The organism is Streptomyces sp. NPDC018019 (genome assembly GCF_044327805.1).
Lineage (GTDB): Bacteria > Actinomycetota > Actinomycetes > Streptomycetales > Streptomycetaceae > Streptomyces.
Genome location: NZ_JBIRGD010000007.1, coordinates 203291 through 225704 on the forward strand (window position 1 = coordinate 203291; position 22414 = coordinate 225704).

The 22414-nt window shown below is 74.3% G+C and carries 23 protein-coding genes; 8 read left to right on the plus strand and 15 right to left on the minus strand.

The annotated features are described in order from the left end of the window. Nucleotides 1-60: 60 nt before the first annotated feature. The 10 genes from ACH4FX_RS14770 to ACH4FX_RS14815 all read right to left on the minus strand — a co-directional run bounded on the left by ACH4FX_RS14770 (nt 61) and on the right by ACH4FX_RS14815 (nt 9921). Entirely contained in the window at nt 61-606 is a 546-nt protein-coding gene (locus ACH4FX_RS14770) for a hypothetical protein (protein ID WP_398478764.1), read from the minus strand. Between the two features lie 362 nt (nt 607-968). After that, the gene (locus ACH4FX_RS14775; protein ID WP_398478766.1) at nt 969-1520 is read right to left on the minus strand and encodes a GNAT family N-acetyltransferase; all 552 of its coding nucleotides are present in this window, start codon (nt 1518-1520) and stop codon (nt 969-971) included. A gap of 240 nt (nt 1521-1760) precedes the next feature. Beyond that, nucleotides 1761-2102: a hypothetical protein gene (locus ACH4FX_RS14780; protein ID WP_398478768.1), complete on the minus strand. Its 342-nt coding sequence runs from the start codon at nt 2100-2102 to the stop codon at nt 1761-1763. A gap of 433 nt (nt 2103-2535) precedes the next feature. Next, complete coding sequence (locus ACH4FX_RS14785) at nt 2536-3252, minus strand: TetR/AcrR family transcriptional regulator (protein WP_398478770.1); 717 nt, start codon at nt 3250-3252, stop codon at nt 2536-2538. A 99-nt stretch (nt 3253-3351) separates the two neighbouring features. Then, nucleotides 3352-4446 carry a PDR/VanB family oxidoreductase gene (locus ACH4FX_RS14790; protein ID WP_398478772.1) on the minus strand — a complete coding sequence of 365 codons (1095 nt, stop codon included), beginning with the start codon at nt 4444-4446 and terminating at the stop codon, nt 3352-3354. A 1-nt stretch (nt 4447) separates the two neighbouring features. Beyond that, nucleotides 4448-5431, minus strand: coding sequence for a metal-dependent hydrolase (locus ACH4FX_RS14795; RefSeq protein WP_398478774.1), 984 nt, complete (start codon nt 5429-5431; stop codon nt 4448-4450). A gap of 99 nt (nt 5432-5530) precedes the next feature. Further along, complete coding sequence (locus tag ACH4FX_RS14800; RefSeq protein ID WP_398478776.1) at nt 5531-7525, minus strand: hypothetical protein; 1995 nt, start codon at nt 7523-7525, stop codon at nt 5531-5533. Between the two features lie 109 nt (nt 7526-7634). Next, on the minus strand, nt 7635-7880 hold the full coding sequence (locus ACH4FX_RS14805; RefSeq protein WP_398478778.1) for a DUF397 domain-containing protein: 246 nt from the start codon (nt 7878-7880) through the stop codon (nt 7635-7637). A gap of 122 nt (nt 7881-8002) precedes the next feature. Further along, nucleotides 8003-8650 (minus strand): LuxR C-terminal-related transcriptional regulator, encoded by a 648-nt coding sequence (locus ACH4FX_RS14810; RefSeq protein WP_398478780.1) that lies wholly within the window; start codon nt 8648-8650, stop codon nt 8003-8005. After that, entirely contained in the window at nt 8614-9921 is a 1308-nt protein-coding gene (locus ACH4FX_RS14815; RefSeq protein WP_398478782.1) for a sensor histidine kinase, read from the minus strand. Before ACH4FX_RS14815 ends, ACH4FX_RS14810 begins: the two co-directional genes overlap by 37 nt. A gap of 206 nt (nt 9922-10127) precedes the next feature. Here ACH4FX_RS14815 and ACH4FX_RS14820 point away from each other — a divergent pair, with 206 nt between their 5' ends. Beyond that, nucleotides 10128-10982, plus strand: coding sequence for a GNAT family N-acetyltransferase (locus tag ACH4FX_RS14820; RefSeq protein ID WP_398478783.1), 855 nt, complete (start codon nt 10128-10130; stop codon nt 10980-10982). Further along, entirely contained in the window at nt 10979-11971 is a 993-nt protein-coding gene (locus ACH4FX_RS14825; protein WP_398478784.1) for a lysophospholipid acyltransferase family protein, read from the plus strand. The genes ACH4FX_RS14820 and ACH4FX_RS14825 overlap by 4 nt, the downstream gene beginning before the upstream one ends. Here ACH4FX_RS14825 and ACH4FX_RS14830 read toward each other — a convergent pair. From ACH4FX_RS14830 to ACH4FX_RS14845, 4 genes are all read right to left on the minus strand, one after another. After that, the gene (locus ACH4FX_RS14830) at nt 11947-12567 is read right to left on the minus strand and encodes a winged helix-turn-helix domain-containing protein (protein ID WP_398478786.1); all 621 of its coding nucleotides are present in this window, start codon (nt 12565-12567) and stop codon (nt 11947-11949) included. The two genes, ACH4FX_RS14825 and ACH4FX_RS14830, sit on opposite strands and share 25 nt — an antisense overlap. 242 nt (nt 12568-12809) lie before the next feature. After that, nucleotides 12810-13448: a rhomboid-like protein gene (locus tag ACH4FX_RS14835; RefSeq protein ID WP_398478788.1), complete on the minus strand. Its 639-nt coding sequence runs from the start codon at nt 13446-13448 to the stop codon at nt 12810-12812. 87 nt (nt 13449-13535) lie between these two features. Further along, a complete protein-coding gene (locus ACH4FX_RS14840; protein WP_398478790.1) occupies nt 13536-13802 on the minus strand; it encodes a carboxypeptidase-like regulatory domain-containing protein in 267 nt (88 codons plus the stop codon). 80 nt (nt 13803-13882) lie between these two features. Then, a complete protein-coding gene (locus ACH4FX_RS14845; RefSeq protein WP_398478792.1) occupies nt 13883-14812 on the minus strand; it encodes a trypsin-like serine peptidase in 930 nt (309 codons plus the stop codon). A gap of 360 nt (nt 14813-15172) precedes the next feature. Here ACH4FX_RS14845 and ACH4FX_RS14850 point away from each other — a divergent pair, with 360 nt between their 5' ends. Continuing rightward, nucleotides 15173-16090, plus strand: coding sequence for a Gfo/Idh/MocA family protein (locus ACH4FX_RS14850; RefSeq protein ID WP_398478794.1), 918 nt, complete (start codon nt 15173-15175; stop codon nt 16088-16090). A gap of 57 nt (nt 16091-16147) precedes the next feature. Here ACH4FX_RS14850 and ACH4FX_RS14855 read toward each other — a convergent pair whose 3' ends face one another. After that, nucleotides 16148-16621, minus strand: coding sequence for a hypothetical protein (locus ACH4FX_RS14855; protein ID WP_398478795.1), 474 nt, complete (start codon nt 16619-16621; stop codon nt 16148-16150). 266 nt (nt 16622-16887) lie between these two features. On the opposite strand from ACH4FX_RS14855, the gene ACH4FX_RS14860 reads away from it, so the two are divergent. The 5 genes from ACH4FX_RS14860 to ACH4FX_RS14880 all read left to right on the plus strand — a co-directional run bounded on the left by ACH4FX_RS14860 (nt 16888) and on the right by ACH4FX_RS14880 (nt 22343). Beyond that, nucleotides 16888-17064, plus strand: a complete 177-nt coding sequence (locus ACH4FX_RS14860) for a hypothetical protein (RefSeq protein WP_398478797.1) — start codon at nt 16888-16890, stop codon at nt 17062-17064. A 227-nt stretch (nt 17065-17291) separates the two neighbouring features. Beyond that, nucleotides 17292-18863: an AMP-binding protein gene (locus ACH4FX_RS14865; protein ID WP_398478799.1), complete on the plus strand. Its 1572-nt coding sequence runs from the start codon at nt 17292-17294 to the stop codon at nt 18861-18863. A gap of 233 nt (nt 18864-19096) precedes the next feature. Continuing rightward, complete coding sequence (locus ACH4FX_RS14870; protein ID WP_398478801.1) at nt 19097-19834, plus strand: response regulator; 738 nt, start codon at nt 19097-19099, stop codon at nt 19832-19834. Nucleotides 19835-20055: 221 nt separating this feature from the next. Next, nucleotides 20056-21681 (plus strand): sensor histidine kinase, encoded by a 1626-nt coding sequence (locus ACH4FX_RS14875; protein ID WP_398479007.1) that lies wholly within the window; start codon nt 20056-20058, stop codon nt 21679-21681. Then, a complete protein-coding gene (locus ACH4FX_RS14880; RefSeq protein WP_398478803.1) occupies nt 21678-22343 on the plus strand; it encodes a hypothetical protein in 666 nt (221 codons plus the stop codon). Before ACH4FX_RS14875 ends, ACH4FX_RS14880 begins: the two co-directional genes overlap by 4 nt. The last annotated feature ends 71 nt before the right edge of the window (nt 22344-22414 follow it).

Below are 22414 nucleotides of genomic sequence, written 5' to 3' on the forward strand. Positions count from 1 at the left end.
GGCAGCCGGGTGGTGCCGAGTGGCGCCGGGTGCTCGGGACCGGTCGTCGGGTCGCTGCGGTCACGCGGCGCCGCACGTGGGGTCGGCGATGTCCACGCTGATCGACACGCCGGACGTGGAACGGAAGACGGCGCGGCCGGCGGTGCGACCGACGGTACGACCGGCTGCGCGGCCGGTTGCCTGATCGCCCGTGCCGTGTTCGAGGTGGATCTCGGTGAACGGATTCGAATCGCGGAAGCAGAGCGCCCAGGCCAGGGACAGTTCGCCGGTCAGCCGGGCGCAGAACCCCTCCGACCCGTGCGACCCCTCACCGCCCCAGAGGACCCCGCCGTCCGCCAGGGGCAGCGCGCGCAGCCCGTCCACCTCGGACGTCCGGTCCGGCTCGGCCGCCAGGACGCTCGCGAGGTCGAAGGGATCGCGTACCCGCCACCCGCTCGGCGCGGCGGGGTCGATCACCGCGTCGTAGGACCAGCCGTCGGCGACGTGGAGGGCGTCCCGGAACGGCAGTTCGTAGGAACGCCACAGACACTGGATCGGGCTCGGCGCTTCGTGGGGCCTTCCGGACGCGGCCCGCGCCTTTCCGGATGCGGCCAGCGTCTTTCCCACCGGGCTCCGGTCGCGCCGCTGCGCCGTGGATGCGGGTACGCCCGCCTGATCGTCGTCTCCGTACGGTGCCGTCTTAGGGGGCCGTTCATGGGCCGCCCTGCCCATGAACGGCCCATCCGCCGTAGGCGGTTCCGGGGCCTGGTTTCCCCCGTGGATCTTTCCCATGGTTCCCCCATATGTCCGCCGGGGCGGACTCCATGGGCCCCCGTGATCCCCTTGACCCGCAGGCCCCGGTGACATCCACTCTGTCGCCTCGATGAATTGTCCGAAAGCCCTGAAGGTGCCGGACAAAGGGCCGTACAACCCATCGTGGTGGTGCGGCGGCCCGGCGCGCGCCGGTGCTCAGCGCCGGGTGTGCGCCCCTACTCCGCTCCTTGCGCCGGGCTCTGCGCACCCGGCCCGAGCAGCCGCTTCTCCAGCAGTGTGACGGTGTACCTGCTGCCGTCCGAGCCCTCTTTGGCCCGCTGTTCGCCGACGACCCGGTAGCCCGCGCTCTCGTAGTACGGGCGCAGGCGCGGGTTGCCCGACTTGCAGTCCAAACGGCTCAGCGGACGGCCCGCCGCGGCGATCCGCCGCTCCGCGCGGGCCAGCATCGCGCGGCCGGTGCCCGCCGGGGCCCGGTCGCGGTCGACCATCAGACGGTGCAGATAGCCCGCCACGGGCGGCTGCGGCCCCCAGGCGGGCAGATCCTCCCACCACAGCTCCCAGGCGCCGACGATCTCCCCGCGCACCTCGGCGAACCACACCTCGTCCTGCTTGATACGCAGCCGGAAGTGGTCCGCGTCCCGTTCCCCCGGCTGCCACTGGTCGATGCCGCGGTCCCGCATCCAGCGGGCGGCGCCGTCATAGAGGGCGACGAGAGCGGCCACGTCGTCGCCGGTGTCCTCGGCGATCCGGAAGCTGATCATGTCCATGCGCGGATTCTGCCGCAGCCGGGGCGAGGGCTGCCGTCCGGGCCGCGATGGGTGGCTCGATGGCCCACGGGGGCGGAGGGAGGCAGTGATGCGGTGAAGCGGGGAGCGCCCGGTGGGGCGGCGGGCACCCGAGGGGCCGGCGAACGACCGGTGGGGCAACCGGCGTCCGACAGATCGGCGAGCGACCGATGGGGCAGGGCCGGAAAGCGCTTCCGGCGCAGACCGGCCCCGCCCCGTGGCTCAGCCCGCCGTGTTGGTCGCCCAGATCGGCTTGTCGCTGGCGTTGTAGACGACGACATTGCCGTCGTCCTGCACGGAGAGCTTGGCGCCGTGGTTCCCGCCGGTGTCGGAGTGCCAGATCTGCCGGCCGGAGGAGTCGTAGACGACGAGGTCGCCGTCCATCTCGAAGGCGGCCGTCTCACCGTTCGGGTAGACGTTGTCCGCCTGCCAGGCCGCCTTGCCGTGGCGGTAGACGACGAAGTTGCCGTCCTCCTGGAGGCGCAGCAGCGTTTCGCCGTTGCCGGAGGTCCACGCCTGGTTGCGGCGGAGCATCGTCCTGGGACGGAAGTCCGCATTCGCCATGTCTGCCCCCTCGCTTCGGCCCCGGGGGCGGTCCCCGGGGCGCCAGTCAAGGTAGTCCTGCGGACCGTGGGAACCGCAGGGGCAATGCCGCCGACTGATTCGCTCTGATGCGATGCGGCCGCCCCGGGCCTCCCAGGCCGTCCGGGACGTGCCGCCGGGGGCTCCTCGCACGGGAGGGGGCACTGTTCCGAGTGTGGCGCCGGAGAGCCGTGGCGACCCGCGGAACCGGGGCCGTGCCGGGGCGCGAACGGACTCACAGGGCGCACCGCACAGCCGGTCACCGGCCATCGGCCACCACCCGGCCCGGCGAAACCTGGCGCGCCCGCCCCCTTGCGAATGTCCCGGCCCCTTGCGAACTCCCCGCACCCGCAGGGGGCGGGGCCTCGCGGACTCAACGCCCCCGCACGGACTTCCCGGCCCCGCGGCCCCCGCCCTACGCCGACTGCGGCGCCAGTGCCACCAGCCGCGTCAGCAGGTCGCCGAACGGGCCGTCGGACGGTTCGCCGGCGAGGACGCGGCCCAGCATGTCCGCCATCTCCGCGTCGTACGCGGCACTCACCGCCGCCAGCGCCGCGAAGTCGTGCACCAGCTGCCGTTCCAGCTCGCCGCGCGGGATGGCACGGCTGTCGAGCCAGATCAGCGCGGTGGTCTCGGCGAGCGAAATCCAGGAGCGGACCACCAGCTCCATGCGCGGCGCCGGGCCCGTCACCCCGAGGTGGGCGAGGATCTGCTCGTACGCGGCCTGGCGCACCCCGTCGATCATCGCGCGTGCCCGCCCCGAGCCCACCGCGTCCATGGCCCCGATCGACGGCCCGCCGCGCATCAGCGCGGAGAAACCGGGGCCGTGCTCCTCGACGAAGTCGAAGAAGCGCTCCATGACCCGCAGCAGGCGGGCGCCGAGCGGCCCCTCGTGCGGCTCGACGAACCGGGCGGCCAGCTCGTCGGCCGCCCGGCGCAGCGCCGCCTCGTACAGACTCTGCTTGCCCGGAAAGTAGTGATAGACCAGCGGCCGGGAGATGCCGGCGGCCTCCGCGATCTCATCGATCGAGACCTCTTCCGGAGCCCGGTGACTGAACAGCCCGAGCGCCACCGCGATCAGCTGCTCACGCCGTTCCTCGACACCCATCCTGCGCCGCACCCCGTTGGTCATACGAACACCCTAACGAGCGGGGTGGCGCCGCGGAATCGAGCGACCGGAGTGCGGACAGCGGTCTCCGGTCACCGCTCGCCCGGCCGGCCGGGGTGGCCGTCAGAGATCCAGCACCAACCGCCCGCCACGCCCCCGCGACACGCAGATCAGCAGGGAGTCGGCGCGTTCGGTGTCGGTGAGGAGGGTGTCGCGGTGGTCCACTTCGCCTGCGAGGACGCGCTGTTGGCAGGTGCCGCAGAAGCCCTGTTCGCAGGAGTACGGCAGGTCGGGCAGTGCCTGGTCGCGGAGGGCGCGCAGGACGCTGCGGTCGGCGGGGACGGTGATCGTACGGCCGGTGCGCCGTAGCTCCACCTCGAACTCCGTGTTCTCCCCGGTCGGTTCTGCCGTCGCGGGTGTGAACCGTTCGGTGTGCAGGGTGAGGCCGGGCGCCCCGTGCGGCAGCAGCGTGGCGACGGCGTCCATCAGGGGGTCGGGGCCGCAGCAGTACACCGCGGCGTGTGGCGGGGCGTCGGTGAGTGCGGTGGCCAGGTCGGGCAGGCCGGCCTCGTCCTCGGGGACCACCGTCACCCGGTCCGACGCGGCGCCCGCCAGCTTCTCGATCTCCTCCAGGAACGGCATCGACGCACGCGACCGCCCGCCGTACACCAGCCGCCACGGCACGCCCTCGGATTCGGCCTGCCGCAGCATCGGCAGGATCGGCGTGATGCCGATGCCGCCCGCGATGAACAGGCAGGCGTGGCACTCCTCCAGCCGGAAGCGGTTGCGCGGGCCGCGTACCTCGACGGTGGTGCCCTCGTGCAGCTGCTCGTGCACCTCCCGCGAGCCGCCCCGGCCGTCCTCGATCAGGCGGGTCGCGATCGTGTACGAGCCGGTGTCGGCGGGATCGCCGCAGAGCGAGTACGGGCGTACGGCGCCCGACGGCAGCACCAGGTCGATGTGTGCGCCCGGTTCCCAGGCCGGCAGGCCGTCGCCCTCCAGGCGCAGCCGTACGACGCCTTCGGCCTCCTCGGCGCGCTCCGCGACCAGGAGCCGCCGCGGGCCGGAACGGTCCCGGCCCCGGCCGGAGACGGGTGTCTCCAGGGCGGGCATCGGCCACAGCGGCGACCGGTCGATGCGCCGCCGCAGCGCCCGCTGGACGGCCAGCGCGGCACCGGCGGCGATCAGGACCGTACGTATCCGGGGGAGGGGCGGCATGTCAGGCGGCTCCTGTCGGGCGGGTCGCGGGGGTGCCGGGCGTCGCGGTGCGGGGGCTCGCGGCGGCTTCCGTACGGGCCTCGGCGGCGGTCGCGGCGGGGGATTCCGCGAGGTAGGCGGCGGCCTGCGCGGTGCTGCCGTACCGCGAGGGGTGGTAGGCGCGGCTCAGGTACTGCGGGACGGAACGGGCCATCGCGCCCGCGGTGGGCAGCACGCCCTGGCGGCCGGCCCGCGCGAACTCCCGGAAGCTGGCCCGGCCGTCCGGGAGCGTCGGGTCGTTCGCCATGAAGAAGCGGACGCCGCGCTGCCAGAGGAAGACGAGCGCGCTGAACGCGGTGGCCCAGGTCCGTACCCGCCGCCGGTATCCGCCGTCCACGTGCAGGAACAGATCGAAGGCCACCGAGCGGTGCTCGACCTCCTCGGCACCGTGCCAGCGCAGCAGGTCCAGCATCGTCGGATCGGCGCCCCGGGCGTCCAGCGCCCGCGCGTTGAGCACCCAGTCCCCGAGGAAGGCCGTGTAGTGCTCGATCGCGGCGATGATCGCGACCCGCTCCATCAGCCACCACTGGCGCGCCCGCCCCGGCGGCAGTGGTGGCACCACCGGGGGACGGTCCCCGAGCAGCTTCTCGAAGAGCCAGTCGACCTGCGCGGTGTACGGCGTCGGGTCCAGCCCGAGCCGCTTGAGGTGCGGCAGCACGTCGTCGTGCGCCTGCGAGTGCATCGCCTCCTGCCCGATGAACCCGAGGACGTCCTCCCGCAGCCGCGGATCGCGGATCTGCGGCAGGACCTGCTTGTAGACGTGCACGAACCACCGCTCACCGGCGGGCAGCAGCAGGTGCAGCACATTGATCGTGTGGGTGCTGTCCGGATCGCCGGGAATCCAGTGCAACGGGGTGTCCGCCCAGTCGAAGGCGACGTCGCGGGCCTTCAGCGGGGTGTGCTCGGACGCGACCGGCCGGGGCCGCAACGAGGCCGTATTAGACATGGCGTCAATGTACTGGCGGGTACGGGACGGGCAACAGCCCCGCGGCACGGATTTCGGCACCAGGACGTCGCGATGCCGCGGAGCTCCGTCCGGAGCGCGCTAGCGCAGCGCCGACACCTGCACCCCGCTCGGGAGCCGGGCCGACAACTCGGCCCGGCCGCCCGCCGCGGCCGGTACGGCCAGCTGCGCACCGGCCGCCCGGCCCGTCACCCCGCCGCTCGCGGTGATCTTCGTGAGCTGGTCGCTGCCTGCCGCCACCAGCCACCACTGCCCGCCCGGTGCCTTCCACAGGACGCCGGCCAGGGCCCACGGCTCGCGGGGGCCGCAGCCCGGGCCGCCTTCGGAGCGGGCCACGACGGCGCCCGGGGCGTAGCGCGGTCCGCTCCTGGGCGGGGTCTGGACCTGGGCGAAGGCGCGGCTGCCGGCGCCACGCCAGGTCTCGGCGCGCGTGCACACCCAGGCGGCGGTGCCGCCGCCCGCGGGCAGCTGCTGGCGCGCGAACTCCCAGGAGTTGACCGTCTGTACGCCCTGGCCGCGCAGCCCGCCCAGATGGCATGCCGTACGGGCCCAGGCCGTGCGTGCCTGCGGCCCGGACGGGTCGCCGGGCCGGTCCGGCGCGCCGTACGTCAGGCGGGCCGGGAGCAGTTCGCCGAGGTCGGTGAACAGGCGGCCGTCCATGCGCAGGGCCTGCCAGGCCGTGCAGGTGGTGGCCTGCGCGGGGGACGGTACGGGGCCGGTCGTGCCGTCCTCGTCGAGACGCAGCGGCCGGGCGGCGGCGGTGGGCTCCAGGAGGTCCGTGAGGTCCGCGCGCTCGACCCATGGAGCGGTCAGGTAGCGGACGTTGCTGTCCGAGCGGCTGAGCACGAGCGCCGGGGCGGAGGTGTCGTCCGCGCCGTCCGTACGGGCGAAGTCCAGTGCCGCGCCGGAGCCGCTGCCCTGCTCGCCCGCGCCGTCCGCCGGTTCCGCATAGCGCGCCACGCGCAGCCCGTCGTACAGCAGCACCACCGCGGACCGGTCCACCACACCCGCGTACAACAGCTGTGGCGGACCGGCCGCGGGGCCCTTGGCAGTGCCCGGGGTGGCGGAGACCTGCACGTCCGGGCCGGGCCTGGCCCACACGGCCAGGGCGCGCCGCAGCAGCGCCCTGTCGTGCGTGCGGTCGCCGCGGGCGGGCCATGCCGCGAAACCCCGCCGTGTCGCGTTCCGCCAGGTCCCGGCGGCGGCCCGCGTCACCTTGGCGGGGTCGAGGGCGGCCTGCGCCGCCCCGTTCTGGGCGTACGGGGGAGCCGCGGCGCCATCGGGGCCCCAGTCGTCGCCCGGCAGACCCAGCAGCGCGCCGCAGACCAGCGCCGCCGCCCCGGCCGCCAGCACCGCGCGGGTGTGCTGGCGGCGCCGCATGAGGTCGGTGGGCCGGGCCTGGAGCGAGCAGGGGTCGAATTCGGCGGATTCCAGCAGCGGGCGGCCCCGGTTGCCGACGGGCTGCGGCGTGCCGGCCGCCGCGGCGAGCGCGCCCGGCGCGTCCTCGGCCCCGGCCGCCTCCAGGACCGCCCGCACGTCCACGTCACCCAGCCCCTCCAGAGAGCGCAGCACGTACGCCGCGCGGGCCGGACCGGACAGGGCCGACAGCGCCTGGTCGAGGGCGAGTTCGTCCGCGCCGCCGGCCCGCGGGAACAGCCGCAGCCCCCAGACCTGCGGCAGCAGCGGGGGCAGCGGCGGTACGGGCACTTCCCGGCGCACCAACGGCAGGCGCAGCCGGGGCCGTTCGGCGGCCAGGGCGGCGCGCAGCACCCGCTGCCGGACGAACGCGTAACCGGGATCGGCGGCCGGGCGGCCGGAGCGGCGCTGGGACGGCAGGACGGGGAGCTGTGCGCGGGCGCCCTGGCGCGGCAGCGCGCGCTGGACGATCGAATGCGCCGTCAGCACGCGCCGGTTGCGCCCCAGGGACGGCGGCAGCACCAGGTAGGCGAGGCGCGTCAACCGCGGATAGTGCTCGACGAGGGCGGCCTCGGCCTGGCCGACACCGACGAAGACGGCCGTGCCGGCACCGGTGCCGGGGCTTTCCGGACGGGGGGCTGTTGCCTGCTGCTGCTCCACGTTCGGTGAAACGAGTGAATCCTGGGATGGTCACCTCGTCCCCCGCCCCGGAGCGGGAGGGCCCGCCTCAGGGGTACGGCGGCGGGTGCCGCCGTACCCGGGTGCGCGGTTACTCCGGGCGCTGGTGGCGGTCGAGGTCGAACTCGCCGTCCCGCGCGCCCAGCACGAACGCCCGCCACTCCGCTTCGGTGTACCGCAGCACCACGTCCGGCTCCTTCGAATTCCGCATGGCCACCGCGCCCTTCTCCAGGAAGGCGATCTCCACCGCCTCCTCGGACTCGCCCGGGGCGCGCTGCCAGGTGGCGTCGGAGATGTCGAGGGCGTAGAGCCACTCCTTCTCAGCTGCGGCACTCATACGGTGAACTCCTCGCTCGCGGTCCGTACGGGTCTGCGTACGGATCGTCAGCGTACGCGGTGGCCGGACGAGCTTCCAGCGGTGCCGGGAGGCCGGCGGGCGGGCCGGACGGGACGGTGGCGTCAGCCGCGGTCCAGGTACGCCAGCACCGCCAGCACCCGGCGGTTGTCGTCGTCGGACGGCGGCAGTTCGAGCTTCCCGAAGATGTTGGAGGTGTGCTTGGCGACGGCCCGCTCGGTGATGACCAGCTTGCCCGCGATGGCGGTGTTCGACCGGCCCTCGGCCATCAGCTCCAGCACCTCGGTCTCGCGCGGCGTCAGCCGGGCCAGCGGCCGGTCCCGCGCCCGCCGGGACAGCAGTTGGGCGATCACCTGCGGGTCCATGGCCGTACCGCCGGCCGCCACCCGCCGGACCGCGTCGATGAACTGCTCGGCGTCGAAGACCCGGTCCTTGAGCAGGTAGCCGACGCCGCCGGTGCCGTCGGCGAGCAGTTCGCGCGCGTACAGCTGCTCCACGTGCTGGGAGAGGACCAGGACCGGCAGGCCGGGCCGCGCGCGGCGGGCGGCCAGCGCGCACTGCAGGCCCTCGTCCGTGAGGGAGGGCGGCAGCCGGACGTCGACGACCGCGACGTCCGGCTGCTCGTCCGCCAGCGCCCGTGCCAGATCGGGCCCGTTGTCGACGGCGGCGGCGATCTCGAAGTCGAACGCCTCCAGCATCCGTATCAGCCCGTCCCTCAGGAGGAAGAGGTCTTCGGCGAGCACAACGCGCACGGGATCTCCAGCGTGACCAGGGTGGGGCCGCCCGCGGGGCTGCTGACGGCCACGATGCCGTCGAATGTACCGAGCCGGCGTTCGAGGCCGCGCAGACCGGAGTGCGTACCGCCCTGGCCGGGCACCTCCGCGCCGCCCGCGGGCGGCAGGACCACCCCGCCGCGGCCGTCGTCGCCCACGCTGATCCGCAGCCGCCCGTCGGTGTACTCCAGGTCCACCCAGGCCCGCGCCGCACCCGCGTGCTTCGCGGTGTTGGTGAGCAGCTCGCTCACGGAGAAGTACGCGGCCGACTCCACCGGCGCCTCCAGCCGGCCCGGCAGCCGTCCGGTCACCTCCACCGGCAGCGGCATCCGCAGGGCCAGCGCCCGTACGGCGTCGTCCAGCCCGCGTTCGGCGAGCACCGGGGGATGGATGCCGCGCACCAGGTCGCGCAGTTCGGTCAGGGCCTGCGCCGAGGACGTACGGGCGCGGGCGACCAGCTCCTTGGCCTTCGCCGGGTCACGTTCGATCAGCGCCTCTATCGTGCCCAGGTCCATGCCCATCGCGACCAGCCGGGCCTGGGCGCCGTCGTGCAGGTCGCGTTCGATACGGCGCAGCTCGGCGGCCGAGGCGTCCACCGCGTCGTGCCGGGTCTCGGTCAGCCGCGCCACCCGGGCAGCCAGCTCGGCCTTGGGCGGGGTGAGGAACACCGCGGCGAGCCGGAAGTGCAGCGCCAGCAGCTTCGGTCCGAAGACGGACGCGGCGAGCACCGCCGCGCCCAGCACCGGCATGAAGGCCACCTGTACCGGGTCCGAGGCGAACAGGAAGCCGTACATCTGGCCGTCGAGCTGCACGCCGTTCCAGACCAGCAGCGGGATGACGAACCCCTCGACGCCGAACGCGATCAGCACGGCGGGCAGCAGCGCCGCGAAGAACCCCGCAGTCATGTCGACGAAGAGCCACAGCAGTTCCCGCCAGGTGGCCGGATCGCGCAGCAGGTGCTGGCAGTGCTGTACGAGACCGGGCAGGCCGGGATCGGACCGGCGGGCGGGCGGCGGGCGGTAGCCGGCCGGTACGCGGATACCTGCCCAGTCGAGCGCCCACACCCGCCGCAGGTCCGCGTAGCGGCGGGTCAGGGTCACGACGAGCGGGGTGGTCAGCCAGCCCACGCCGATCGGCAGCAGGGCCAGCGAGACGAGCGTGAGCGAGAAGAGCGCCACCGAGCCCGCGAGGGACAGGGCGGCGAGCCCGAGCCCACGTGCCCCGGCGACCAGTGTTCGGCGGACCCTCATCCGTACGCTCCCTGTGCTTCACGCGCCCGGACGTCGGGCGCGGGAACAGTCTGCCTGGCGGAGAAGACCAGGTCACTGGGTTGCGCCCCCGGAACGGGGGTGTATCCGGCACCACCCCCGGGGCGAGGGCGCCCGGTGGCCGCCGTTCTTTCCGTACGCGTTTCCTGCCGGCCTCACCACGTCTCGACCTCCGGACGGAGAGCCCCATGAGCGTTCCCGCGACCGTGCCCGCCGCCCACCCGCCCGCCACCGCCGCCGCGTACGAGACCTCGATCGCCGACGCGCCGGACCGGATACGTGCCGCGCAGCGCCTGCGTCACCAGGTCTTCGGCGCGGAGCTGGGCGCCACCCTGCACTCGCCCCTGGCGGGCCACGACATCGACCCCGTCGACGATCTCGCGGACCACCTGATCGTCACCGAGACCGCGACCGGCGACGTGGTCGGCACCTACCGGCTGCTGCCGCCCGGCCGCGGCGAGCGCCTCTACTCCGACGGCGAATTCGACCTGTCGGCACTGGCCGCGCTGCGGCCCTCGCTCATCGAGGCGGGGCGGTCCTGCGTGCATGCCGAGCACCGCAGCGGAGCCGTCATCAACCTGATGTGGGCCGCGCTGGCCCGCTACACCCTGCTCTCCGGGCACCGCTACCTGGCGGGCTGCGCCTCCGTACCGCTGGGGGACGGCGGCGTGGCCGCAGCCGCCGCGTGGCAGCTGGGCCGCACCCGGCACGCCGCACCGCCCGCCCTGCGCGTCGCCCCGCACCGCCCGTGGCGGCCCGCGGGCCCGGGGCCGGACGCCCGCCCGAACCCGTCGCTGCTGCCGCCACTGCTGCGCGGCTACCTGCGGATCGGCGCGTGGGTGTGCGGTCCGCCCGCGCACGACCCGGAGTTCGACGTGGCCGACTTCTTCGTGCTGCTCGACATGGAACGCCTCGATGACCGGTACCGCCGGTTCTTTCTGGGGGAGCGGCCGGCGGGGCGGGGCGCGGCGGACGGCCGGGGCACGGTGGTTGGACAGGGCGCGGCGGGCCCGTGCGGCCCGGTGGCCGGGAGCCCGTCGTGAGTACCTGGGAGGTGCGGTCCGAGTGCACCCCGCGCTGTGCCGTCCACGCCGCGCCACGGGTCCCGTTCGGGGAGACCGCCCGCCGCCTCGCCGCCTTCGCGCACGCCGCGGGACGGGCGCTGCGGGACGGCGAGCGGATGGCCGAACCGGCACGCCTGCGGGCGCACGCGCGGGCGGTGCTCGCCTCGATCGGCGTACGGCTCGCCATCGAGGCGACGGCCGACACGGCGGGGCTGTCGGTCGCGTGGGGCGCGGAGGTGCCGCCGGTCGCCCCGTACGGCGGGGAGGTGCCGCCGGTCGCCCCGTACGACGGGGACGTCCGGTCGCCCGCCCCGTCCATCCCGTCCGCCCGCCGCCCCGGCACCCTCGTCGTCGCCAACCACATCTCCTGGCTGGACATCCCCGCCCTCCTCGCCGTTGAGCCGGTGACGCTGCTCGCCAAGCGCGAGGTCGGCGACTGGCCGCTGGTCGGCGGCCTGGCCCGCCGCGCCGGCACCCGCTTCATCGACCGCGCCAGCCCCCGGCAACTGCCCGCCACCGTCACCGCCTTGGCGGACCTGCTGCGCTCGGGCCGGTCCGTGGCCGCGTTCCCGCAGGCCACCACCTGGTGCTCGGCGGCGTACGGCGCGTTCCGCCGCGCCACCTTCCAGGCGGCGCTGGACGCGGGCGCCCCGGTACGGCCGGTGACCATCACCTACGAGCAACTGGGGCTGCCCAGCACGGTCGCGGGTTTCCTCGGCGACGAGCCCTTCCTGTCCTCCGTACGGCGGGTGGTCGGCGCGCACGGCCTGGCGGTCCGGGTCACCGTGCATCCGCCGCTGCTCCCGCGGCCCGGCACGCACGACCGGCGGGCGCTGGCGGACCTCGCCCGTACCGCCGTCACCGGCACCGGCCGGAAGCCGGACCGGTACGCGCCGGGTGCGTGCCGGGGTGCGGGTCGGGTGACGCCCGCGTCCGTACCGGGTCAGGCGCTCGGCACGTACTTGTAGCCGACGCGCCGCACGGTGACGATCGACGACCGCAGGTCCGCGCCCAACTTGCGGCGCAGCCGGGCGACATGGACGTCGACCGTCCGGCCGTCGCCGACGTGCCCGTAGCCCCACACCGTGGTCACCAGCTGGTCGCGGGTGTGCACCCGGTGCGGGTGGGCCACGAGGTGGGCGAGCAGCTCGAATTCGAGGTACGTCAGGTCCAGCGCCCGGCCGCGGACGTGCACGGTCCGCTGCTCGGGGTCGATCCGTACGGTCGCGTCACCGAGGCCGCCGGTCCCTGCCACGGCGGCGTCCGGTTCCCCGGGCGGCGCCGTGGCGGTCGTGCGGGCCGCGGCGGCCGGTACCTGCTCCGCCGGGACGAGCACCAGGTAGCCGACCATGGCCGGCTGTCCCGGGAGCGCGGGCAGGCTGTGCTGCGGCGCCGGGAGCCAGGTCGCGCCCGCGTCGAGCAGGTCGGCGACGGGTGGCAGCTCGTCGGGCGCCACGGCGCGCAGGCGCTGGCGCCCCGGAGCGGGACGGGCGGGGGAGACGGGAGAGGCGGCGGTCGCGGAAGCGGAAGCGGAAGCGGCGGGAAGGGTACGGAGGTTCGTCATGATGGGGCAGCTCTTTCGCGCAGAGGGGCGTCGGCGGACGTCGTGCGCGCGGGCAGGGCTGGGGACGCGGAAGGCGTCGAAGAGGCGTGTGCGGGCCCGCGCTCAGTGCGCGCGGCAACACAGACGGTCGAAGTGGTGCGCCTGCCGGGAGGGCCAGAAAGGCTCGAGGTCGCTGCGACCCGTCGCGGTTTCGGTGAGGCTGGCCATGCCCCCATTCAACCAGACGGGCGTTGATCTGTCCCTCACGCGGCCTGCGGACCGACGCGAATACGACGGCCCGCCCGGTGACGCCTCCGGAACGCGGCGCCCGCGCCCATGCCCAGCAGCAGCGCCGTCAGATGCCCCACGTCCGTGAAGTCCCGCTCCCGGCGCAGCACCGGGCGCGCGCCCAGTGCCAGCAGCCCCGCCGTGGCCGCGGCCCGCACCCCGCGGTGCGGTACGGAGACGGCGAGCGCGCCCACCGTGGCGTAGAAGCCGTAGCTCGCGCCGACGTCCACGGCGCGCTCGGTGTCGGGCGTGACGTACTCGTGGGAGAGTGCGCGGGCCGCCCGCAGCCCGCCGTACACGAGCAGGCTCGCGCCGATGTGCCCGGCCGCGAACATGCCCGCCGCCCGCCGGGTGCCCCACGCCGCCTCGGCCGTGCCGAGCGCCGCGAGCAGCGCCAGCCCGTACGGGACGGGCAGCGGGCTCTCGACGAAAACGGCGCTGGTCGCCAGCGTCCGCCAGCGGCCGGCACGCAGGTTGTCGACGTTGGTGGAGTGCGCGCGCAGCAACTCGGCGCGCCGGTGCGCGGGCATCCGCGCGGTGGCGTACGCGCCGAGCTGGACGGCGCCGACGTACAGCGGGGTGAGCCAGGGGGCACAGGCGGAGGGCGCTTTCATGCCCTCCATCATCCCCGGCCGTCCCCCGTGTCCACGGGACCGGTGCCGACGCCGGTGCCCATGGCCGGCGCCGGGCCCGGCGCCCGGTCAGCCGAGCCGGATCTCCACCGGCTCCGCCGAGCCGCCGCGCACCGTGACCGAGGCCCCGGCGGCCTGCGCCACACCGCCGCCCCACTCCGACCGGCACTCGACGGTGTAACGGCCGTCGGCGCCGGCGGAGAGGGCGAAGCGCCCGTCGGCGTCCGTGAGCGCGGCCACGTCCGGGAAGGACCCGGGACCCGCGGTGAGGTACACCCGGGCGTCCGGGACGGCCCGGCCGTCAGCGTCCACCACGACTCCGGAGATCACCGCCATACCGGGACCTTTCGTTTCCTCGTGCCGTACGGGACCGGGCGCGGGTCATGGCGTCCCGCGCCCGGCGTGGAACCACCCGGTCACGCCTTCCACGCCACGTAGTTGTTGTACACCGGCGTGGTGATCCGGGTGCCGGAGTTGGTGACCGCGCCGCCGTACGCGTGGATCGCGATGCCGTACCGGCCGCCGTTGTAGAAGTGGTAGACGGAGCTGCCGCTCTGGCCGCCCGCCGTGTCGATGTCGTAGTACACCTTGCGCGGCCCGACGGAGGCGACGCCGCGCGCGTCGTACCACTGGGTGCCGGCCGGCTTGTCGCCCGGGTAGCCGGAGATGTTGCCGACGGTCTTGAGCAGGTCGGCGTCGGACCACACGCCGAAGCCGAACCAGCCGGTGGTGTTGCCCAGGTTGGTGGGCAGGATGATCGCGCCGTAGTCGTAGTTCTCGTCGCCGTTGTTGGCCCAGCCGTTGACCGTACGGAAGCTGGTGCTGGTGACGACGCCGTACGGGAGGGTGTTGCCGTTGCGGCCCGGCATCACGTTGATGCTCTTGACCCAGCCGTCGCGCCCGGCGACGCCGCTGTTCTTGATGTAGACGACGTGCCCCGCGGTGGCCAGGGTGTGCGGGCCGATGAACCAGCCGGTGCCGATCCAGCGGGAGTTGTCCGCCGCGGTGATCAGCAGCGAGCAGTGCACCCGCCACGGGTAGACGGACGTGTCGGTGATCTGTACGCGGTCGTCCGGGCCGTGCACGGTCTCGGCGGCGACCGGGGGCGGGCCGAAGGACGCCTCGCCGATGTCCGGCAGCGCGGCGGTCGGCGGCTGCCAGAGCTGCTCCGGCGTGCCCTCGGGGCGGCTGTAACCACGGACGTTCTCCAGGCCGTCCGCGGTCGCCCTGGCCGCGTCGCCCTGCGGCCCCTCGGACGGCGGTTGGACGGCCAGCTCCTCGGCGGTGAAGATGACCTGCTGTTCCTCGGGCTCGTTCGAGACAGCGGTGTGGAACTCGATCGGCATTGCTGGTCACCGGGCCTCTCGGTTCTCGCGGTGCACGGTGGGGTTCCTCCTGAAAGGAGTCCTCTCCTTGTACTGCGGGCCCCGGGAGTGGACAACGAAAGATGCGGCGAATTCTTGTGGATGGCCCTCCTCTACGTCATCTGTCCCGAAGTGCCCCGGCAACAGCACGAGACCGCCCGCGAAAGCAGGGCACCCGCGCCGCGCGGAACTTCCGCACCGAGAACGGGCACCACCGGACCTTGCGCACCGGTTCGGCGCGCGGCAGATGCGCGCGCGGGCGGGCGCGAGGTGGGCCTTGGCCAGCGGTGACGGTCGGTCGCCACGGTGCGCGCGGGTGGGCGCGTGGGCACACTGGCGGTCATGACGACGACCTTGCGCATCGGACTCCTCGGCACCGGCCCTTGGGCGCAGCGCGTCCACGCCCCCGCCCTCGCCGCTCACCCAGGCGTCACCTTCACCGGTGTGTGGGGGCGTCGCCCGGAGGCGGCCGCCGCGCTGGCCGCGAGCCACGGCACCCGCCCGTACGCCACCCCGGAGGACCTCTTCACCGACACCGACGCCCTCGCCATCGCGCTCCCGCCGTCCGTCCAGGCAGACCTCGCCGTACGGGCCGCCGAGGCCGGCCGGCACCTGCTGCTGGACAAGCCGGTCGCCACCACGGTCGCGGAGGCGCGGGCGGTGGCCGACGCGGCGGAGCGCGCGGGCGTCGCCTCGATCGTGTTCTTCACCGCGCGCTTCGGCATCGCCGAGGGCGAGTGGATCGACCGGGCCGCCGCGGCCGGCGGCTGGTTCACCGCGCACGCCGACTGGCTCGGCTCGGTCTTCGCGGCGGACAGCGACAGCCCGTATTCGGCCTCGCCCTGGCGCCGCGAGAAGGGCGCCCTGTGGGACGTCGGCCCGCACGCACTGTCCCTGCTGCTGCCCGTCCTCGGCGACGCCGAGCACGTCACGGCCGCCCGCGGCCCCGGCGACACCGTGCTGCTCACACTGCGGCACATGGGCGGCGCGGCGAGTTCCGCGACGGTCAGCCTGACCGCGCCGCGGGCGGCGTCCGGCGTGTCCGTCACGCTGTACGGCACTTCGGGCGCCACCTCGCTGCCGCGCCGCCAGGACGGTCCGGAAGTCGCCTACGAACGCGCCGTGGACGCGCTGCTCGCCTCCGTACGCAGCGGGAACGGGCACGCGTGCGACGCGCGGTTCGGACTGCGGGTCACGGAGGTGCTGGCGGCGGCGGAGGCCTCGTTCATGGGGGACGGCGGGGGCGGGGGAGTCGGGTGAGTCCGGGAGGCGGAGCAGGCGGAGGTTCCCGAGGAGTCGGGCAAGCGGGCCGGGCTCTCACTTGATCAGGGCGTTCGCCACCGCGATCAGCAGGCCGAGCGCGGCGTCGGCCACGCCGATGAGCACGGCCCCGCGCCTGCGGTAACCCATCCGCAGCGCGGCGGCCATGCCCCAGCAGAACAGCAGCGTGGCGTTGAGCGTCAGCCCGGCCGCCGTGGTGGGACCCTCGGGCCAGTTCCAGCCCCCGGCGGCCAGCAGCAGCGCGACCGTGGGCAGCGAGGCGACGACGAGCGGCCACTCGTCGATCAGCCGGTGCCCGAGTGCGTACCAGCGGTGGCCGGCGGTGTGCCCGCGGTGGGTGGACATGTGGTGCGCGTAGCCGTGCGCGAGCGCGGCCGTCACGGCCGTCACCAGCACCCACAAAGCGTCGTAGACGGGCGTGAACGGCGTCCCCTCGCTCTGCAGAGCGGCCAGCAGCGCGCTGGCGAGCACCGTTCCGTACACGCCTCCGAACAGCACGTTGGAACCCACGGAAAGCTCCGTTCCCCGGTGATACGGCCGTGCCGCATCTGCGAAATGAGCCGTCCACGCTAATCGGCGGGGCCGCCCCCGGCGTCACCGTAATGGGGGAGAAAGAAATGGCCGAAGGTATGACAACGCGTGGCGACGGCGGAATTTCTTAGGCCCTCGGGGCGGGAATGCCGGTCCTCACCGACGGCCTTCGGCCGGGAATGCCGGTGCCCACCGGCGGCCTCCGGCCCGGCGCTCACTGACATCCGGGTAAGTACCGCACTCCAGTGGGTAATCTGGAATTCAACGCGGCGGCCGTCGAACACCTTGTACACACTGGCCGGAAAGCGGGCATCGGCGCAGACGTCCTGCTTCCGCTTCGGGAGCTGATACGCCGACAGATCGGCGCGGGCCACGGGCCGGAGAGTTTCCCCCGCCTGATCGAAGGCATAAAAAATCTCTGAACCCGCGGCAGGGGACCCTGGCCGCGTCGGCCGCGGTTCCTTCCCGCTCTCCGCCCCGCCTCATACCTCAACTGCTATGGCCACATGCCGAAATTGGTCTTGGAAGGCATCACGAATCCCGCCTAACGTCGTGATCGCGCCCTTCGCGCTCCCCATCCGCACGCACTCCGCGCCGCACGTACCCCGTGCCGCGCGCCGGTGCGCTGTACGACAAGGAGGCGCAGCTCATGACAGCGTTCACGAGTTACGTCGAAAGCATCCTCCAGAACCTGACGGACCGCCCCGGCCGTCCGGTGCTCACCACGGCCGACGGGCGGGACATCACCGCCGCCGAGTTCCACGACAGCGTGCACCGGATGGCGGCGGAGCTGGCCGGCCGCGGCATCGGGCGCGATCGCACGGTCGCGATGCTGGCCGGGAACCGGCCGGAAGCACTGTCCGCCCGGTACGCGGTCAACCTGCTGGGCGCCCGGATCGTCCTGCTGTACGAGGGGCAGGCCCCGGAAACCCAGGCGCGCGTCGTGGAGAGCGCGGAGACCGTCCTGCTCCTCGTCGGCCCGGAATCGGCCGGGACCGCCGCGGAACTGCTCTCCCACCTGGACGGCACCGCACCGGACGTGCTGTTGCTGGGGCCCGGTGGGTCCGGCGGCGCGGGCGGGCCCGGTGCCACCGGCCTCGATGCCGAGGACCTGACCGCCCTGGCCGCCGCCCGTCCGGCAGGCCGTACGGTCGAGAGCGCGGCCCGCCCCGACGACGACTGGTGCATCCGCTACACGGGCGGCACGACCGGCGTCCCCAAGGGCATCCGGATGGCACACGGCCCGTACGCGGCAGGATTCGCCCACCCCTTCGAAGCGGCCGGCGACCCGCCCCGCCTGCTCGCCTGCACCTCGCTCGTCCACCTCGCCGGGACGATGGCCGACATGACGCTGGCCGCGGGCGGCAGCGTCGTCCTCCAGGACGGGTTCGAGCCCGGCGCGGTCCTCGCCGCCGTCGAACGCGAGCGCATCACCCACATGTGGCTGCTGCCGCCCCTCCTCTACGAACTGCTCGACCACCCCGCCCTCGCCACCACCGACCTCAGCAGCCTCACCCGCATCACCTACGGCGGTTCTCCGGCGTCCCCCTCGCGGCTGCGGCAGGCCCTGGACCTCCTCGGACCGGTGCTCTACGGCTGGTACGGCCAGTCCGAGGCCATGCTGCTCACCGAGGTGGCGCCGGCGGAACACCGCATCACCGGGCGGGGCGGGCAGATCACCGCCGGCCGCCCCGTACCCGGCGTGAGCATCGAGATCCGGGACGAGCACGGCCATCGCCTTCCGCCGGACACCAGCGGCGAGGTGTACGTCCGCTCCGAGGGCATGATGACCGGCTACTGGAAACAGCCCGAGCTGACCGCGCAGGTGCTGCGCGACGGGTGGGTGCGCACGGGGGACGTCGGCTACCTGGACGAGGACGGCTACCTCTATCTGGTGGACCGGGTCAAGGACATGATCATCGTGGTGGGCGGACACGTCTACCCGGGCGAGCTGGAGGATCTGCTGCACTCCCACCCGGACATCGCGCGGTGCGCGGTCTTCGGCGTGCGCTCCGCGGACCAGGTCGAGGAGGTGCACTGCGCGATCGTTCCGGCACCGGGGCGCACGGTCGATCCCGGGCGGATCAGCGATTTCGTCGTGGAGCACAAGGGCGCGATGTACGCGCCGCGGGTCGTGCACCAGGTGGACACCATCCCGCTCACCCCGGTCGGCAAGCCGGACAAGAAGCGGCTCAGGGCGGAGGTGCTGGGGCGGGGGTAGGAGCGGAGGGCCGGGGGCGGGCGGGGCCTCGGCGAATACGGGGCGAGGGCAGGTGGGGCGTAGCCGCGTACGGGCCGGGGCGGCGGCCGGGCGGGTGACCGGAGCCGTCATCGATTCCTCACACAATGCGCGACACGGCGTCACGAACGGCGCGCACCATGGTCAGCTCCCGCCCCCGCCGTACGCTTTCGACGAGCGTCCGCCCGGCCATACGCTTCGGAGAACACCGCCCCATGACCCGTGTGCTGCTGATCGAGGACGACCCCGCCGTACGCAAAGGCGTCGACCTCGCGCTGCGCCGCCGCGGGCACGAGGTCGAGGCGGCCGCCAGCGGCGAGACCGGGCTCCTCGCACTGGAACGCTTCCGGCCGGAGCTGGTGCTGCTCGACCTGATGCTGCCCGGCATGAGCGGCCTGGAGGTGTGCCGCCGCATCCGCGAGACGCAGCAGATCCCGATCATCATCCTGTCCGCGCGCGGCGACGACATCGACATGGTCGTGGGGCTGGAGGCCGGCGCGGACGACTACGTGGTCAAGCCCGCCAGCGGCGAAGTGCTCCAGGCGCGGATGCGGGCGGTGCTGCGGCGCGTGGCGGGGCCGGGGGAGGGGGACGGCGCCGGGGCCGGTGCCCGGGAGACCGGCCCGCCCGGCCCGTCCGCCGCCGCTTCCGCCATGCAGACGTACGGGGCACTGACCATCGACCGCTCGGCGCTGCTGGTCTCCAAGAACGGCCGGGACGTCGTACTGGCCCCCTCCGAACTGAAGCTGCTGCTCTTCCTGTCCGATTCGCCCGGCCAGGTCTTCAGCCGCCAGCAACTCCTCGAACAGGTCTGGGAGCACAGCTTCTACGGGGACGTACGGCTGGTGGACGCGTGCGTGATGCGGCTGCGTGCCAAGATCGAGGACGATTCGCGCGCGCCCACGTACGTACAGACGGTACGGGGGTTCGGCTACCGGTTCGGCCCCCTGTGAGCACCCGGCCGTCCCCGGGAGGGACCGCGCCGACGCGGGGCCGGGAGCGGCTGACCGCCGCCTACACCCGGCTGCGCGGACTGCGTACCCGTCTCGTCGTCGGCTTCCTCGTCGTCTCCGCGCTCAGCGCGCTGATCACCGCGGCGCTCACGTTCCGGCAGGCCCGTACGGCGATACTGGCCCGCACGCAGAACACGGCGGTGCACGACCTGCGCGCCCAGATGGGGTCGCTCGGCCCCGACCTGCCCTTTCCGCCCCGGCGCGAGGACCTGCAGAACCTCGTCGTCCAGCTCGACCGGGCGGGCGGCTCCCGGAACTGGCGTACGTACGCGCAGTACAAGGACGCGCCGGTGGTGCCGGGGCCGTGGAGCGGGGACGAGGCGGGGCGGGAGGACGGGGGTGCGCCGGGCCGGGGCGCCGGTGGTGCGCCGGGGCGGGAGGGCGGCGATGCGCCGGAGCAGAGCGGGGAGGGTGCGCCGGGGCGCGTGCGCGGCAGCGCGGTCACCGACGGTCTGCGCCAGGCCGTACGCGAGCACCACGCGCCGATCTTCCAGCGGGTGGACCGGGACGGGCAGCCCTGGCTGGCGATCGGCATGCCGGTGGACTTCACCGGCCCGGCGGCCGGGGGGCACGGGCCGGGCCGGACGGACTCCGGCGCAAGTGCCGCCCGGGATGACGACGGCGATGCCGACAACGCTGCACGGGAAGGCGACCGGGCCGCCCCCACCGGTACGCCGTCGGCCGGCCCCCGGAAGGGAAAGCCCTCCGGCCTCGTCGTCTACGCGGAATTCGCCCTCGACGACGAGAAGGCCGACATCTCCGCCCTGGTCACCGCCGCTCAGGCGGGTGCCCTGCCCGCGCTCGCGCTGGCCGTCGTACCCGCGCTGTTCGCCGCCCGGCGCGTGCTGCGGCCGGTCCGCCGCCTGCGGGAGGCGGCCGAGCGCATCACCTCCGGCGAACTGGACACCCGGCTTCCGGTGACCGGCCGCGACGAACTCGCCGACCTCACCGTCACCTTCAACGAAATGGCCCGCGCCCTGGAGAAGGACGACGCCGAACTGCGCCGTATGGAAGCCAACGCCCGGCGCTTCGCCGCCGACGTCTCGCACGAGCTGCGCACCCCGCTGGCCGCCATGTCCGCCGTCACCGAGGTCCTCGACGAGGACGCCGCCCGGCTGGACCCCGACACCGCCGACGCGGTACGTCTCATCAGCGACGAGACCACCAAGCTCGCCCGCATGGTGGAGGACCTGATAGAGGTCTCGCGCTTTGACGCGGGCGCCGCCGACCTGCACCTCGACGAGATCGACGTCGCCGTGGCGCTCCGCAAGACACTCCAGCTGCGCGGCTGGCAGGACCAGGTCGAGACCCGCCTCCCCGAGGGCCTGCGGGCCCGCTTCGACCCGCGCCGCATCGACGTCGTCGTGGCCAACCTGGTCGGCAACGCGCTGCGGCACGGCGGCGCACCGGTACGGCTGACCGCGTACGCGACGACGGGACGGCTGCGTATCGACGTGGCGGACCAGGGCCCCGGTATCGACCCGCAAGCCCTTCCCCACGTCTTCGACCGCTTCTACAAGGCCGACGCCGCCCGGGCACGCTCCAGCGGCAGCGGCCTGGGCCTGGCCATCGCGATGGAGAACGTACGGCTGCACGGAGGCACCCTGCGCGCGGCCAACGCGCCCGGCGGGGGAGCGGTGTTCACGGTGGAGCTGCCGGTGGATCCGCTGGAGGGGCCTGAAGGGGGCGGGGCGGGGCCAGGCCCGGGGCCGGGGGCCCCGGGCTCCCACCCCAGTGCTCCCGCTCCCGCTCCCGCCCCTGCCCCCGCTCCCGAGGACCGCCCATGAGGAGCCCCGCCCGCCCCACACCGCTCACCAGGTTCACACCCGCCACCGCGACCACATGCACCACTCTGTGCACCGCCGTCCTCCTCTTCCTCCCCTTCCTCGGCCTCCTCCTCACCGGCTGCGGCATCACCCCCACCGGCTACGTACAGGCAGGAGCCCCCGCGCAAGGCATCCGGCAGCCCGGCACCGACACCTACACCGCCCGCATCTTTTTCGTCTCCCCTCTCGGCATCCGCGCCGCCGCCCGTCCGGCCGACGGCCCGGTCGGGCCGCAGGAAGCCCTGGACCTGCTGGTCAGCGGACCGACCGCCGCGGAACGGGCGCGCGGGCTGGTCAGCGTGGTGCCACCGATGCCGGGCCGGCTGACCGCCGTCCCCGCGACCGGCGCGGTGAGCGTCCACCTCCCCACGCCGGTGGCCCGGATGGAGGCGGCGGCGATCCACCAGATCGCGTGCACCGCCGCCAATGCCGACATCCCCGGTGGACGCCCGGCCACCCAGGTCGACGTACGCATCTACGAGCCGGCGGGCCGCGGTGAGCCGTGGACGGTGCGCTGTTCCAGCAGCGGCATCGCCTTCCCGGCAGCCACCGGACCAGAGGGCTCCCGGACCCCCGCTCCCACCCCCGCCCCGGACGGCTCCGGCAGCCCCGGTACGCGCTGAACGCGCACTGCCGCACCATGGCCCGGGCTCCCGCCGAAGTACTCCCTGACCAGGGGGCTTTGTCAGTGGTG